At 72.9% G+C, this 13,657-nt stretch carries 13 protein-coding genes and 1 pseudogene; 8 read left to right on the plus strand and 6 right to left on the minus strand.

Translation table 11 applies throughout. From position 1 onward, the window contains the following. Positions 1-2 precede the first annotated feature (2 nt). Positions 3-1,322, minus strand: coding sequence for a TerD family protein (locus DVA86_RS10525; protein WP_208877644.1), 1,320 nt, complete (start codon positions 1,320-1,322; stop codon positions 3-5). After that, on the minus strand, positions 1,222-2,271 hold the full coding sequence (locus DVA86_RS10530; RefSeq protein ID WP_208877646.1) for a DMT family transporter: 1,050 nt from the start codon (positions 2,269-2,271) through the stop codon (positions 1,222-1,224). The genes DVA86_RS10525 and DVA86_RS10530 overlap by 101 nt, the downstream gene beginning before the upstream one ends. A gap of 145 nt (positions 2,272-2,416) precedes the next feature. Between DVA86_RS10530 and DVA86_RS10535 the strand changes: the two genes are divergently transcribed. Continuing rightward, entirely contained in the window at positions 2,417-3,037 is a 621-nt protein-coding gene (locus DVA86_RS10535; RefSeq protein WP_245996480.1) for a TetR/AcrR family transcriptional regulator, read from the plus strand. Between the two features lie 71 nt (positions 3,038-3,108). Here DVA86_RS10535 and DVA86_RS10540 read toward each other — a convergent pair whose 3' ends face one another. Next, on the minus strand, positions 3,109-3,927 hold the full coding sequence (locus tag DVA86_RS10540) for an NAD-dependent epimerase/dehydratase family protein (protein WP_208877647.1): 819 nt from the start codon (positions 3,925-3,927) through the stop codon (positions 3,109-3,111). Between the two features lie 139 nt (positions 3,928-4,066). Here DVA86_RS10540 and DVA86_RS10545 point away from each other — a divergent pair, with 139 nt between their 5' ends. From DVA86_RS10545 to DVA86_RS10560, 5 genes and pseudogenes are all read left to right on the plus strand, one after another. Further along, entirely contained in the window at positions 4,067-5,077 is a 1,011-nt protein-coding gene (locus DVA86_RS10545) for a 5-dehydro-4-deoxyglucarate dehydratase (RefSeq protein WP_208884584.1), read from the plus strand. Beyond that, on the plus strand, positions 5,077-6,330 hold the full coding sequence (locus DVA86_RS10550; protein WP_208877648.1) for an alpha-amylase family protein: 1,254 nt from the start codon (positions 5,077-5,079) through the stop codon (positions 6,328-6,330). The genes DVA86_RS10545 and DVA86_RS10550 overlap by 1 nt, the downstream gene beginning before the upstream one ends. 173 nt (positions 6,331-6,503) lie before the next feature. Next, positions 6,504-6,668 (plus strand): annotated as a pseudogene (locus DVA86_RS36435) (alpha/beta fold hydrolase); the annotation flags it as partial. Between the two features lie 85 nt (positions 6,669-6,753). Continuing rightward, the gene (locus DVA86_RS10555) at positions 6,754-7,293 is read left to right on the plus strand and encodes an alpha/beta fold hydrolase (protein ID WP_425470804.1); all 540 of its coding nucleotides are present in this window, start codon (positions 6,754-6,756) and stop codon (positions 7,291-7,293) included. 62 nt (positions 7,294-7,355) lie between these two features. Then, the gene (locus DVA86_RS10560; RefSeq protein ID WP_208877649.1) at positions 7,356-7,916 is read left to right on the plus strand and encodes a carboxymuconolactone decarboxylase family protein; all 561 of its coding nucleotides are present in this window, start codon (positions 7,356-7,358) and stop codon (positions 7,914-7,916) included. Here DVA86_RS10560 and DVA86_RS10565 read toward each other — a convergent pair. Beyond that, positions 7,864-8,331: a PucR family transcriptional regulator ligand-binding domain-containing protein gene (locus DVA86_RS10565; RefSeq protein WP_208877651.1), complete on the minus strand. Its 468-nt coding sequence runs from the start codon at positions 8,329-8,331 to the stop codon at positions 7,864-7,866. The genes DVA86_RS10560 and DVA86_RS10565 overlap by 53 nt on opposite strands. 129 nt (positions 8,332-8,460) lie before the next feature. On the opposite strand from DVA86_RS10565, the gene fahA reads away from it, so the two are divergent. Both fahA and DVA86_RS10575 read left to right on the plus strand, forming a co-directional pair. After that, positions 8,461-9,696, plus strand: a complete 1,236-nt coding sequence (gene fahA, locus DVA86_RS10570) for a fumarylacetoacetase (protein ID WP_208877653.1) — start codon at positions 8,461-8,463, stop codon at positions 9,694-9,696. 89 nt (positions 9,697-9,785) lie between these two features. After that, complete coding sequence (locus DVA86_RS10575; protein ID WP_208877655.1) at positions 9,786-10,292, plus strand: hypothetical protein; 507 nt, start codon at positions 9,786-9,788, stop codon at positions 10,290-10,292. A 108-nt stretch (positions 10,293-10,400) separates the two neighbouring features. On the opposite strand, the gene nuoN is transcribed toward DVA86_RS10575, so the two are convergent. After that, on the minus strand, positions 10,401-12,053 hold the full coding sequence (gene nuoN, locus DVA86_RS10580; protein ID WP_208877657.1) for an NADH-quinone oxidoreductase subunit NuoN: 1,653 nt from the start codon (positions 12,051-12,053) through the stop codon (positions 10,401-10,403). Further along, entirely contained in the window at positions 12,050-13,657 is a 1,608-nt protein-coding gene (locus DVA86_RS10585) for an NADH-quinone oxidoreductase subunit M (RefSeq protein WP_208877658.1), read from the minus strand. The genes nuoN and DVA86_RS10585 overlap by 4 nt, the downstream gene beginning before the upstream one ends.

Below are 13,657 nucleotides of genomic sequence, written 5' to 3' on the forward strand. Positions count from 1 at the left end.
CGCTAGAGCGCCGCGGCGCCCGGCTTGACCATGCCGCGGACGGTGCGCGAGTCGACGTACGAGCCGAGGGCCGTCATCTCCCACTCACCGGAGAACTGCCTGATCAGCTTGCACATCAGGACCCCGGTGCGCGGCTCGGCGTTGGTGAGGTCGAAGCGGACGAGCTCCTGGCCGCTGCCCGCGTCGAGCAGACGGCAGTACGCTTTCGCGACGTCCGTGAACTTCTGCCCCGAGAAGGAGTTCACGGTGAAGACCAGCCCGGAGACCTGCTGGGGCAGATCGCCGAGGTGGACCGTGATCACCTCGTCGTCGCCCGCGCCCTCGCCGGTGAGGTTGTCACCGGAGTGCTGGATGACGCCGTTGAGGATGGCGAGCTTGCCGAAGTAACAGGAGTCGATCTTCTTGCGGTTCGCGTCGTACGCGATGACCGACGCGTCCAGGTCGATGTCCTTCGAGCGGAACGCGGGCTCCCAGCCGAGGCCCATCTTCACCGAAGCGAGCATCGGGCGGCCGCCCTTGACGAGCGAGACGGTCTCGTTCTTCTGGAGGCTCACCCGGCCCTTGTCGAGGTTGATCTTGCCGCCGCCGCCGGGTGCGGGTGCGGGTGCGGCGGCCGGCGCGGGTGCCGGGGCCGGCGGTACGGGCGGTGCCGCCGGGCCGGTGGGTGCCTGCGGGGCGGCGGGCGGGCTCGGGAACGAGGGCGCGGGCGTGGACGGCGGCATCGGAGCGGAGGGAGCGGGCGGTGCCTGAGGTGCCGCCGGGGCCTGCGGGGCCTGAGGTGCCTGCGGGGCCTGAGGTGCTGCCGGCGCCGGGGGCGCCTGCGGCGCGGCGGCCGGCTCCTCCTCCACGCTGACGCCGAAGTCCGTGGCGATGCCGCCGAGTCCGTTCGCGTATCCCTGGCCGACGGCGCGCACCTTCCACGCGCCGTTACGCCGGTACACCTCCACCACGACCAGCGCCGTCTCGTTGCTCAGCTGCGGCGGTGTGAAGGTGGCGACGACCGCTTGCGACCCCGCGTCGCGGACCGTGGCGGTGGGCTCGGTGCCCGAGAAGGTGGCGCCCGGGGCGTCCAGACTCGCCGTGACCACGATCTTCTCGATATCGGCCGGAACGGCCGCGGTGTCCACCGTGATGGTGTCGGCCGCACCGCTGCTGTGGGTCACGCCGGGACCGCTGGGCTGGTTGTAGAACACGAAGTCGGCGTCGGACCGGACCTTGCCGTCAGCGGCGATCAGCAGGCCGGACACGTCGAGCCGCACCGGTGCCGTCACCTCCACCGCCACTCTCGCGGCGGTCAGCGGAAGGTTCGAGCCAGGGGTCATAGCAGTCATGACCGGGGTAACGAACGGCCGTGGTTTGCGGTTCCTTTGCCCGAACCCGTATGGGCACCCGTCCCCGTACGCCCGCCCGCTCCCGTACGGGCAGCGTCGCCGTGACGACACCCGCCACGCTCACCGCCAGCCCTGCCAGCGCGAGCGTGCCCATGGACTCGCCGAACATCGCGTACGCCCACACCGCCGTCGTCGGCGGCGTCAGATAGATCAGCGCGCTGGTGCGGGTGACGCCGCTGCGGCGGAGGCTGAGCCAGTAGAAGCCGTAGCCGCCGACGGTGGACAGCAGCACCACCCAGGCCACCGCCAGCCAGAACGAGCCGGTGCCCGGCGGCGTCGCGTGCCCCGCCGCGGCGGCGATCGCCGTGAAGGCGAGCGCGCTGGTCAGGCAGTGCACGGGCAGCGCGTCCACGGGCTCGAGCGGCCGCGGCGTACGGCGTTCCAGGAAGCTCGCGGCGAGCAGTCCGGCCATGCCCGTGAAGGGCAGCGCGTACGCCCACGGCGGTGCGGCCCCGGGCGCCGTCAGGTCGTCGGCCACCACGAGGGTCGCCCCGGCCAGCCCGGTGACCAGCCCGGCCCACTGGCGCCGGGTGACCGTCTCGCCGAGCAGCGGCCCGGCGAGTGCGCCCGCGGCCAGCGGCTGGAGCGCGGCGATCAGCGCCGAGGTGCCGGCGGGGACGCCGGCGCCGACGGCCCAGAAGATCGAACCGAGGTAGACGGCCTGCGACAGCAGGCCGATCACCGCCTGCGCGGCCAGCACCCGGAGCGGGATGCGGCGGCGGCGCAGCAGCAGCCAGCCGCTGCCGAGCAGCACGGCGGCGGCGACGGCCCGCCACATCAGGAGGGTGTCGGCGCCGGCCTGGCGGGTGCCGAGTTCGGCGCCGACGAACCCGGAGCTCCACATCAGCACGAGGCCGGCGGAGATGACGGCGGCGGGCATGGGGTCGCTCCTCGCGGTCGCGGCCGCGTACGGCCGGAGTGGTAAACCGATCTGTTTAGTCGTCCTGCCTGTAGAGTGAACTAGACAGATCGGTTTACCGCAAGCGGCACGGCGAGCGGAGCGGCGACGCGGAGGAGGCAGACCAGTGGCTGAGCAGGCTGAGCAGACCGAGCAGGCAGGACAGGCAGAGCAGGTGCTCACGCCCGGCGGGCGGAAGATCCTCGACGCGGCGTCCGGGCTGTTCTACGGACGCGGCATCAACGCGGTCGGAGTCGACCTCATCGCCCGGGAGGCGGGCGTCACCAAGAAGACGCTCTACGACCGCTTCGGCTCGAAGGAGACCCTCGTCGCGGCCTATCTGCGGGAGCGGGACCAGCGCTGGCGCGACTGGCTGACCGGCCGGGTCGAGGCGGCCGGCGACACCCCGTACGCACGCGTGCTGGCGGCCTTCGACGCGCTGGCCGAGTGGATGCGCCGCGAGAACCCGCGCGGCTGCGGTTTCGTCAACGCCGCGGCCGAACTCCCCGACGCCTCGCACCCCGGCCGTGCGGTCATCGAGGGCCAGAAGCACTGGATGCGCGGCTACCTCCGGGAGCTGTGCGCGGGCACCGGCGCTGCCGACCCGGCGGAGCTCGCGGACGAACTGCTGCTGCTGTACGAGGGTGCGACCGTGCTCGGCGGCCTCGAAATCACCCCGGCCCCGGCGGCGACTGCCCGCTCACTGGCCGTCCTGGCCCTGGAACGGGCGGGCTGCCGCCACCCGTAGTGCCGCCACCCGTAGCACCGCGCCCCGTTGCGCCGCGCCCCTGGGGGCCGAGGCCGTGAGGGCTGACAGGCTCAGTGCGGCCACTGCGGCGGGCGGGTGCAGAAGTGGCCACCCACGTAGGCGTGTTCGGGGTCGCTCAGGTCCGGTTCGCCCTGTTCGGCGACGAGCTTCGCGGCGTACGGCTCGGAGTCGTCCTGCGACTCGTATCCCAGGGCCCGCGCGGACGACAGGTCCCACCACAGACGGGTGTTGGCGGAGGAGCCGTAGACGGTGGTGTGCCCGACGCCGTCCGCCGTGAGCGCCGCGTGGAAGAGGCGCGCGCCGTCCGCCGGGCTCATCCAGAGGGACAGCATCCGGACGCTGGTGGGCTCGGGGAAGCAGGAGCCGATCCGTACGGAGACCGTTTCGATGCCGTGCAGGTCCCAGTACAGCTGCGCCAGGTCCTCGCCGAACGACTTGGACAGCCCGTAGAAGGTGTCGGGGCGGCGCGGCGTGTCCACGGGGATCAGCGGGACGTCTCCGCGCGGCTGCGGCGGGCGCGGGGTGAAGCCGACGGCGTGATTCGAGGATGCGAACACGACGCGGGGCACGCCCTCCTGCCGTACGGCCTCGTACAGCGCGTGCGTGCCCTGGATGTTCGCCGCGAGGATCTTCTCGAACGGCGCCTCCAGGGAGATGCCCGCGAGGTGCAGGACGGCGTCGGCGCCGCGCACCGCCTCGCGTAGGGCGGCGGTGTCGTTCAGGTCCGCGGTGATCGCCTCCGGTGCGCCGTCCACGGGCTGTACGTCGAACAGCCGCAGCTCGTAGCCGTACGAGGGCAGGAGCTCGCGCATCAGTGTGCCGAGTCCGCCGGCGGCGCCGGTGAGCAGGACGGTGCGGGGAGCAGGCATGGGGAGGTCTCCGTTCGTGGCCCTGGTGGTCTGTCACGCCGGCCGCGCCCTTGACCCGCGAGAAATGCGTGGCTTAGCGTGAGCGTGTTCAGAAATATAGATGCCAATCATAAACATGTACATCCATCTGGGAGCGCCGATGTCCTCGTCCGACTCGCCGTCCGCATCGTCCTCGCCCGCCGGGTCCGCTCCGGCGTCTTCGCTGGCCGCGCGGCTCGACGGTCTGCTGTTCTTCCCCGTGACGCCGTACGGGCCGGACGGCCGGGTGGACGAGGCGGTGTTCCGCACCCATGTGCGGCAGGGCGTCGAGGCGGGGGCCGGGGCGGTGTTCGCGTGCTGCGGCACCGGCGAGTTCCACGCGCTGGCGCCGGGGGAGTTCCGGCAGTGCGTGGGGGCGGCGGTCGAAGAGGCGGCGGGACGCGTACCGGTGGTGGCCGGTGTCGGGTACGGACCGGCGCTCGCCGCCGAGTTCGCGCGGCTGGCCGAGGACGCCGGTGCGGACGGGCTGCTGGCCATGCCGCCCTACCTCATCACACCCGGCCAGGAAGGGCTGCTCGCGCACTACCGCGCGCTGGCCGCCGGCACGGACCTCGACATCGTCGTCTACCAGCGCGACAACGCCGTCTTCGCCCCCGGCACCGTCGCCGAACTGGCGCGGATCCCGAACGTGATCGGCTTCAAGGACGGCCTCGGCGACCTCGACCTGATGCAGCGCATCGTCAGCGCCGTCCGCACCGCGCACCCCGGCACCGGCTTCCGCTACTTCAACGGCCTGCCGACCGCCGAACTCACCGTCCCCGCCTACCGCGGCATCGGCGTCGACCTCTACTCCTCCGCCGCCTTCTGCTTCGCCCCCGAGGTCGCCCTCGCCTTCCACCGCGCGCTCGGAGCGGGCGACGATGCCACGGTCACACGGCTGCTCGACGGCTTCTTCCGGCCCCTCGTCGAGCTGCGCAACCAGCGCCCCGGCTACGCCGTCTCGCTCGTCAAGGCCGGCGTACGGCTGCGCGGCCTGGCCGCCGGAGAGGTACGGCCGCCGCTGACCGAACCGACCGCGGCGCACGTCAAGGAGCTGTCCGCGCTGATGGAACGCGGCCTCGCGCTGGCCGGCGACGCGGCCGGCGCCAACGGCCGGGCCGGCGACGCCTGATGCGGGCCTCCGCCTTCCTGTACCCGTGGGACGTCATCGGCGACTCGGAGGCCCCCGGGCGCCTCGCCGGTCTCGGCGTACAGCAGGTCACCCTCGCCTCCGCCTACCACTCCACCCGCGCCCTGACCCCGCGCCACCCGCACACCCGCATCGTCACCGCACGGCACTCCGCCGTCCTCTACCCCGCGGACCCCGCACGCTGGGCGGGCCGCGCACTCCGCCCGTACGCGCAGGGCTGGCTGGACTCCGCCGACCCCTTCGGGGAGGCCGCGCACGAGCTCGCCGCGGCCGGACTCGAGGTGCACTCCTGGGTGGTGCTCGCGCACAACTCCCGGCTGGGCGAGGAGCATCCGCACACCAGCGTCCGCAACGCCTACGGCGACCGCTACCCCTGGGCCCCGTGCATCGCGCAGCCGGAGGTCCGCGAGTACGCCGTCACGCTCGCCGCCGAGGCCGCCGTACGACCGGGGGCGCGCGGCACGGAGCTGGAGTCCTGCGGCTGGTACGGGCTCGCGCACCTGCACGCGCACGACAAGACCGGCGGAGTGCCGCTCGGACCGGTCGCCGAGCACCTGATGTCCCTCTGCTTCTGCGCCACGTGCCAGGAGGGCTACGCGTCACTGGACGCCGACCCGGAAAAGCTGCGCCGTACGGTGCTGCGCGCGCTCGCCCCCCTGTGGCGCGGCGCGCCGGAGCCGCACGCCCCTACGGTGGCGGAGGAGCGGCAGGCGGTGGCCGAACTGCTCGGCACGGAGCACGCGTCGGCGGTCTCGGTCTGGCGTGACGGAGCGGCGAACCGCCTCCAGAGGGAGGCGGTGGCGGCCGTACGGGCGGAGGCGCGTGCCCGTACGGGAGCGGACGCGCGTACGGGCGATGGCTTTCGGGTGCTGCTGCACGCTCACCCCGGCGCGCACCGTACGGGCGCCAACGCGGGCACCGAACCGGCCGCCGTGCTGGAGCACGCCGACGGCGTCGTACTGCCCTGCGGGGGCGGCGCGGCGGCCCGTACGGCGGTGCTGGAGCCGTTCGCGCGGGCATCCGCGGATAGGAGTGCGGGAACGGACGCGCGCACTGCGGTGCTCGCCGCGAACTTCCCCGTCGTCTCCGGCATGGGCGGCGCCCCGGACACGTTGGCCGAGGACGCCGTACACGCACGCGAGCTGGGCGCGCGCGAACTGCGCCTGTACCACGCGGGCCTGGCCTCCGACGGCGACCTCGCGCAGGTGCGCGACGCGCTGAAGCGGATCGGCTGAGGCGGATCGGCTGAGGCGGATCGGCTGAGGCGGATCGGCTGAAGCGGCTGCGCCGAGCCGGGGCGGCCGCCCCTGTGCGCGGCACTGTCTGGTCAACTGGTGTCCGCCGGACCACCGTCCGGGGCGGGCGGGCGCAACGCCGCCGTCCACGCACCGAACACCGCGGAGACCTGGTGGGGGAGACACAGGACGGGCCGCCGATCGTCCTCGTCCACGGCACGCGCTTCGCCCGCGGCCAGTGGAGCGCGCAGGTCGCGGCCCTGCGGGACGAGTTCCCGGTGGCGGCCGTCGACCTGCCGGGGCACGGCAGGCGGTGGCGGGAGCCGTGGAGCCTCGAGAGCGCGGCCGGCGTCGTCGCCGGCGCGGTCGACGGACTCGGCGCCGGACCGGCCGTCGTCGTGGGGCCACTCCCTCGGCGGCTACGTGGCGCTGGACTTCGCCCGGCGGCACCCGGAACGGCTGCGCGGCCTGGTGCTCGCCGGTGCCAGCGCCGCCACCCGCGGCCCCTGGGCGGGCCCGTACCGGGCCCTCGCCCGGCTCGTGCCGCGGCTCGTCCGCCACGAGCGCGGCGCCGCCCGGCTGACCCGCTGGAACGACGCGCTGCTGCGCCGCACGTACCCGCCCGAGGTGGTCGCGGAGACCATCGCGGACGGCTACGCCTTCCACACCCTGTCCGCCGCCTGGGGCGAGGTCCTCGGCCGGTTCGACGCCTCCGACCTGAGCGCCGTACGGGCGCCGGTGCTGATCCTCAACGGCGAGAAGGACCGGCTGTTCCGCGCGGGGGAGCGGGAGTTCGCCGCCGCGCATCCCCGCGCCCGCGTGGAACTCGTCCCGGGCGCGCGCCACCTGTCGAACTTCGACGACCCGGCCGCGTTCACGGACGCGGTGAGGCGCTTCGCGCGCGCGGAGGCGGCGCCCGGTCCCGCCGGTCCGCCGGCCCCCGCAGGCCCGGCTGAGCCCTGATGTCACATTCCCGGGTGCCCCGTCCGTCGTAGGAGTGACGAGGCACTCCAAGGAGGACGATCATGGCCCGCATCTCGCTCGATCCGCCGCGCACGCTCACCGTGCGGTTGGCCGCGTGGTACTCCCGGCGGAAGTTCGGGAAGGTGCTCGACCCGCTCGCCGCCATGGGGCACCACCCCAGGATGCTGCGCGACAGCGGCCGGTACGAGCAGCGGATCGCCCGCTGGAACGAGCTGGACCCGGGGCTGAAGACCCTCGCCGTGCTGGCGGTTTCGGCCCGTATCGGCTGCTCCTGGTGCGTGGACTTCGGGCACTGGGAGGCCGACGAGCAGGGCCTGCCGATGGAGAAGATCCAGTACGTGCCGAGCTGGCGCGAGCACCGGGAGGAGTTCGGCGAACTGGAGCTGCTGGTCCTGGAGCTGGCGGACGCCATGACCGAGACCGTGCCGTCCGTCACCGACGAGCTGGCGGCGGCGCTCGTGGACCGGCTCGGTGAACGCCCGTTCATGGAGCTGGTGATGATGGTCGCCGTCGAGAACCAGCGCTCGCGGGTCAACGCCGCGCTCGGCCTCACCGGCCAGGGCTTCTCCGACCAGTGCGCGGTGCCGCTGCGTACGGCCTGACCCGGGGCCCGGCCGCAGGCTCCGACCGCAACGCCCACCGCCGGGACCGGCCGGTGCGGCGGCCACCGTACGGGGTGTGGCCGCCGCCGCGGTCCGGGACAGGCGCGGGGGTTGCGCGGGCCGCGGCGGCGGGGAGGTCGCCGCCGAGTCCGGCGGCGCCGGCTGCGGCGAGCCCGGCCAGGTAGGCGGACGGGCGGACCGCGCCGCCGCGCAGCGCGTCCGCGGTGGTGAGGACGAGTTCGCCACCGCGCAGCAGCCCGGTGAGGTCCGTCAGCTGGCTGACGTGGGCCCAGCGGACGGTGCGTCCGAGCAGGTCCTCCTGCTCCTCCCCGTCATCACGCTCGGCTGGCGCCGCGCCCTCCCCGTCGACCTGAAGCGGCTCCGGGACACGCTGCACCCGGCCGCGGCGGCCCATCCCGCGGCGGCGTGGCGCGGATACGTCCCACCGGGCACCCTGCGGCCGCCCCGCGCCGTACGGTGCGCGGCGGCCGATAGCCTGGCCCCGCCCCTGACCGGCGACGACCTCGAAGGCGAGGCACCACAGATGACCGACGCCAGCGCGCTCGACCTGCCCGGAGACGATCTCTTCGGACCGGACAATCTGCCCTACGGCCTGTTCTCACCCGCGAACGCCGGCCCCCGGGACACCCCCGCCGGCGCCGACGGGCGGCCCCGGATCGGCGTCCGCTACGGCTCCCACGTGCTGGACGCGGGCGCGGTCGCCGCCGCGCTCGGCTCGCCGCACGCGGAGCTGCTCCAACAGCCCCTGCTCAATCCGCTGATGGCCGCGGGCCGCCCCGTCTGGCAGGCCGTACGCGCCGAGCTGCGCGGCTGGCTGACCGGCCCGGACCGGCGCGACACCGTCGCCCGGCACCTGTACCCGCTGTCCGGGGTGGAGCTGCGGCTGCCGTTCGAGGTCGCCGACTACGTCGACTTCTACGCCAGCGAGCACCACGCCTCGAACGTCGGCCGCATCTTCCGCCCCGACAGCGAGCCGCTCACCCCCAACTGGAAGCACCTGCCGATCGGCTACCACGGCCGCGCCGGCACCGTCGTGGTGTCCGGCACCCCCGTCGTACGCCCGCAGGGCCAGCGGAAACCGCCGGCCGAGGCGGTGCCGCAGTTCGGCCCCTCCGCGCGGCTGGACATCGAAGCGGAGGTCGGCTTCGTGGTCGGTACGCCGTCCCGGCTGGGCGAGCCGGCGGGCCTGGACGCGTTCCGCGACCACGTCTTCGGCGTGTGCCTGCTGAACGACTGGTCGGCGCGTGACATCCAGGCGTGGGAGTACGTGCCGCTGGGCCCGTTCCTCGGCAAGTCGTTCCAGACGTCCGTGTCGCCGTGGATCACCCCGGTCGACGCGCTGGACGCGGCCCGTACGGAGCCGCCCGCCCGCGACTTCCCGCTGCTCCCGTACCTCGACGACAGCGCCGCGGACGGGCACGAGCCGGGCGGCTTCGACATCCGCATCACCGTCACGCTGAACGGGCGGAAGACCGCCGAGCCGCCGTTCTCCTCCATGTACTGGACGGCGGCGCAGCAGCTGGCGCACATGACGGTGAACGGCGCCTCGTTGCGCACCGGCGACCTCTTCGCTTCCGGAACGGTCAGCGGCCCGGACCCGGACCAGCTCGGCTCGCTCCTCGAACTCACCGGGGGCAAGGGCCCGTTCCTGGCCGACGGCGACGAGGTGACGCTGACCGCGTGGGCGCCGGGGCCGTCCGGCACCCGAATCGGGCTGGGCGCGGTGTCGGGCCGTGTCGAACCTGCGCGCACCGTATGAAGCCCACGGCGCGGCCGCGTGGCGGCTGCTAGCTTGACGTGCACCTGCGGGCCGGTGAGAGCCCGCACACCTACGGAGGAGTGCCACAAGTGCGCGCGTCAAAACGAATCTCGGGGGTGGCCGCCGCGGCGCTGGCGGCCACGTTGCTGATCGCGGGCTGCGGAAGCGACGACGGCGGCGACTCGTCCTCGAAGGAGTCCGAGGCATCGGAGAGCCAGGACAAGGGCGGCGAGGAGAACGCGCCGGAGGAGGAAGCCGGCACCGAGGTCAAGGCCATGGACATCCAGGGCGGCTGGACGACGGAGGGCGCCGGCAGCAGCGCGCTCATCCTCGTCGTGGCCGAGCAGAAGGCCCTGGTCACCGGCAAGTTCGCGTGCTCGGGCGAAGTGGTGGACAGCACCCAGCCGGCGACCCTGGACCTGAAGTGCGCGGACGGCAGCACGGATTACGCCAAGGGCACCTTCAAGAGCTTCGACGGCGAGAAGCTGACGGTCGCGTGGGACAGCGGCCAGTCGAGCACGTTCACGAAGAGCAAGACCGACCCGCAGGACCTCCCGGACCCGAACGGTCCGCCCGGCGCGGACGACCTGCCGTAACGGAAGCGGCCGTACGGACAGCACGGCCGCGGCAGACCGCCGCCCGGCGCCTCATCCGAGGCGCCGGGCGGCGGTCTGTGCTGTGTGCGGCTACGAGCGTGCGGCGGCTCAGCGTACGAAGACCCCCGCGTCGCCCGCCAGGTCCAGGAAGTACTGCGGCGCCACACCCAGCACCAGGGTGACCGCGACGCCGATGCCGATGGCCGTCACCGTCAGCGGGCTGGGGACGGCCACGCTGGGCCCGTCCGCCTTCGGCTCCTGGAAGAACATGAGCACGATCACCCGGACGTAGAAGAACGCCGCGATGGCGGAGGAGACCACGCCGACCACCACCAGGGCGCCCGCGCCGCTCTCCGCCGCCGCCTTGAACACCGCGAACTTCCCGGCGAAGCCGGACGTCAGCGGAATGCCCGCGAACGCCAGCAGGAACACCGCGAAGACCGCCGCGACCAGCGGCGAACGCCGGCCCAGCCCCGCCCACTTGGACAGGTGCGTGGCCTCGCCGCCCGCGTCCCGTACGAGGGTGACGACCGCGAAGGCGCCCAGCGTGACGAACGAGTACGCGGCCAGGTAGAAGAGGACCGACGAGACGCCGTCCTCCGAGGTCGCGATGACACCGGCCAGGATGAAGCCTGCGTGCGCGATGGAGGAGTACGCCAGCAGGCGCTTGATGTCGGTCTGCGTGATCGCGACGATCGCGCCGCCGAGCATGGTGACGACCGCGACGCCCCACATGACGGGCTCCCAGTCCCAGCGCAGGCCCGGCAGGACGACGTACAGCAGCCGCAGCAGCGCGCCGAACGCCGCCACCTTGGTGGCAGCCGCCATGAAGCCGGTGACCGGGGTGGGGGCGCCCTGGTAGACGTCCGGGGTCCACATGTGGAACGGCACGGCGCCGACCTTGAACAACATGCCCATCAGCACCATCGCGCCGCCGATGAGCAGCAGCGCGTCGTTGCCCATGGTCCCGGCCAGGGCCGGATCGGTGGCCGCATCGGCGTTGCTGACGACGCGGGCGATGCCCGAGTAGTCGACGGCGCCCGCGTAGCCGTACAGCAGGGCGATGCCGAACAGCAGGAACGCGGAGGAGAACGCGCCCAACAGGAAGTACTTCACCGCCGCTTCCTGCGACATCAGGCGGTTGCGGCGGGCCAGCGCGCACAGGATGTACAGCGGGAGGGAGAAGACCTCCAGCGCGATGAAGAGGGTCAGCAGGTCGTTGGCGGCCGGGAAGACCAGCATGCCGCCGATCGCGAACAGCGCGATCGGGAAGACCTCGGTGGTGGTGAACCCGGCGCGTACGGCGTCCCGTTCGGCCTGCCCGCCCGGGGTGGCCGCGGCCTGCGCCGCGAAGGAGTCGACGCGGTTGCCGTGCGTCACGGGGTCGAGCCGCCGTTCCGCGAACGTGAAGATCGCGATCAGGCCCACCAGCAGGATCGTGCCCTGGAGGAACAGCGCCGGGCCGTCCACCGCGATGGCGCCCATGGCGGCGATCTGCGCCTTGGACGTGCCGTACCCGGCTACGCCCAGCCCGACAACCGCGGCGAACGCGGACGCCAGCGCCAGTACGGCGACCAGGAGCTGCGCGGTGTAGCGGCTGCGCCGCGGCAGAAACGCCTCGATCAGGATGCCGACCAGGGCGGCGCCGAGCACGATCAGCGTCGGCGACAGCTGGGCGTACTCGATGTGCGGGCCCGGGATCTTCTCCGGCTCCGCCGCTGCCGTCGTCCACAGGTTGTGGAGAGATTGCGTGGTGCTCACTTGGCCGCCTCCACATCAGGGGCAGGATCGTGCTTCTCCACATCGGAGAGCGAGTGCTCGACCGCAGGGTTGACGATGTCCGTCAGCGGCTTCGGGAAGACGCCGAGGAAGATGAGCAGGGCGATCAGCGGGGTCACCACCGCGAGTTCGCGGACGCGCAGGTCCGGCATGCCCCGTACGCCGTCCTTGACCGGGCCGGTCATCGTCCGCTGGTAGAGGACGAGGACGTACAGCGCGGCCAGCACGATGGTCGCGGCGGCGATGATCCCGATCACCGGGTACCGGCTGAACGTGCCGACCAGCACCAGGAACTCGCTGATGAACGGCGCCAGTCCGGGCAGCGACAGCGTCGCCAGACCGCCGATCAGGAACGTGCCCGCCAGGACCGGCGCGACCTTCTGCACCCCGCCGTAATCCGCGATGAGCCGCGAGCCGCGCCGGGAGATGAGGAAGCCGGCGACGAGCATCAGCGCGGCCGTGGACAGCCCGTGGTTCACCATGTAGAGCGTGGCGCCGCCCTGGCCCTGCGAGGTCATGGCGAAGACGCCGAGGATGATGAACCCGAAATGGGAGATCGAGGCGTACGCGATCAGCCGCTTGATGTCGCGCTGACCGACGGCGAGCAGGGCGCCGTAGATGATGCTGATCAGTGCCAGCACCAGCACCACCGGGGTCGCCCACTCGCTCGCCTCCGGGAACAGCCCGAGGCAGAAGCGGAGCATCGCGAACGTGCCGACCTTGTCGACGACCGCGGTGATCAGGACGGCCACCGGCGCGGTGGACTCCCCCATCGCGTTGGGCAGCCACGTGTGCAGCGGCCACAGCGGCGCCTTGACGGCGAAGGCGAAGAAGAAGCCGAGGAACAGCAGCCGTTCGGTGTTGGTGGCCATGTCCAGGTCGCCGTTGGCACGCGCCTCCGTGATCGCCTGGAGCGAGAACGTGCCCTCGCCGAGCTGGTCGGCGGTGACCGCGTACAGGCCAATCACGGCGGCCAGCATGATGAGGCCGCCGGCCAGGTTGTAGAGCAGGAACTTCACCGCGGCGTACGACCGCTGGCGCGACGCCTCCTCCTCGCCGTGCTCGTGGGCACGGTCGCCGAAGCCGCCGATGAGGAAGTACATCGGGATGAGCATGGCTTCGAAGAAGATGTAGAAGAGGAAGACGTCCGTGGCCAGGAAGGAGATGATCACCATCGCCTCGACGGCCAGGATCAGCGCGAAGAAGCCCTGGGTGGGGCGCCAGCGGCGGCCCGGCTTGTCGCCGCCCTCCTCCGCGGCTGGCTCATCTGCGTCATGCCAGCCCGCGAGGATGATGAACGGGACCAGCAACGCGGTCAGCGCCATCAGGACGGCGCCGATGCCGTCCACGCCCAGTTCGTAGCGGACGCCGAAGTCCGCGATCCAGGGCCGGGATTCGGTGAGCTGGTAGCGGTCGCCGCCCGGGTCGAAGCGTACGAGCACGACCGCCGCCAGCACGACCGTCACCAGGGAGACGGACAGCGCCAGCCACTTGGCCGCCACGCGGCGCGCGGCGGGCACGGCGGCGGTGGCGATCGCACCGGCCGCCGGGACCACTGCGGTGACCGTCAGCAGGGGAAATGACAT

Source organism: Streptomyces armeniacus (assembly GCF_003355155.1).
GTDB classification, from domain to species: Bacteria; Actinomycetota; Actinomycetes; order Streptomycetales; family Streptomycetaceae; genus Streptomyces; species Streptomyces armeniacus.

Bases quoted from the DNA above. Each gene is read 5' to 3' on its own strand.
- DVA86_RS10525 (WP_208877644.1), bottom strand. From the start codon at position 1,322: ATGACCCCTGGCTCGAACCTTCCGCTGACCGCCGCGAGAGTGGCGGTG.
- DVA86_RS10530 (WP_208877646.1), bottom strand. From the start codon at position 2,271: ATGCCCGCCGCCGTCATCTCCGCCGGCCTCGTGCTGATGTGGAGCTCC.
- DVA86_RS10540 (WP_208877647.1), bottom strand. From the start codon at position 3,927: ATGCCTGCTCCCCGCACCGTCCTGCTCACCGGCGCCGCCGGCGGACTC.
- DVA86_RS10545 (WP_208884584.1), top strand. From the start codon at position 4,067: ATGTCCTCGTCCGACTCGCCGTCCGCATCGTCCTCGCCCGCCGGGTCC.
- DVA86_RS10550 (WP_208877648.1), top strand. From the start codon at position 5,077: ATGCGGGCCTCCGCCTTCCTGTACCCGTGGGACGTCATCGGCGACTCG.
- DVA86_RS10560 (WP_208877649.1), top strand. From the start codon at position 7,356: ATGGCCCGCATCTCGCTCGATCCGCCGCGCACGCTCACCGTGCGGTTG.
- DVA86_RS10565 (WP_208877651.1), bottom strand. From the start codon at position 8,331: ATGGGCCGCCGCGGCCGGGTGCAGCGTGTCCCGGAGCCGCTTCAGGTC.
- fahA (WP_208877653.1), top strand. From the start codon at position 8,461: ATGACCGACGCCAGCGCGCTCGACCTGCCCGGAGACGATCTCTTCGGA.
- DVA86_RS10585 (WP_208877658.1), bottom strand. From the start codon at position 13,657: ATGTCATTTCCCCTGCTGACGGTCACCGCAGTGGTCCCGGCGGCCGGT.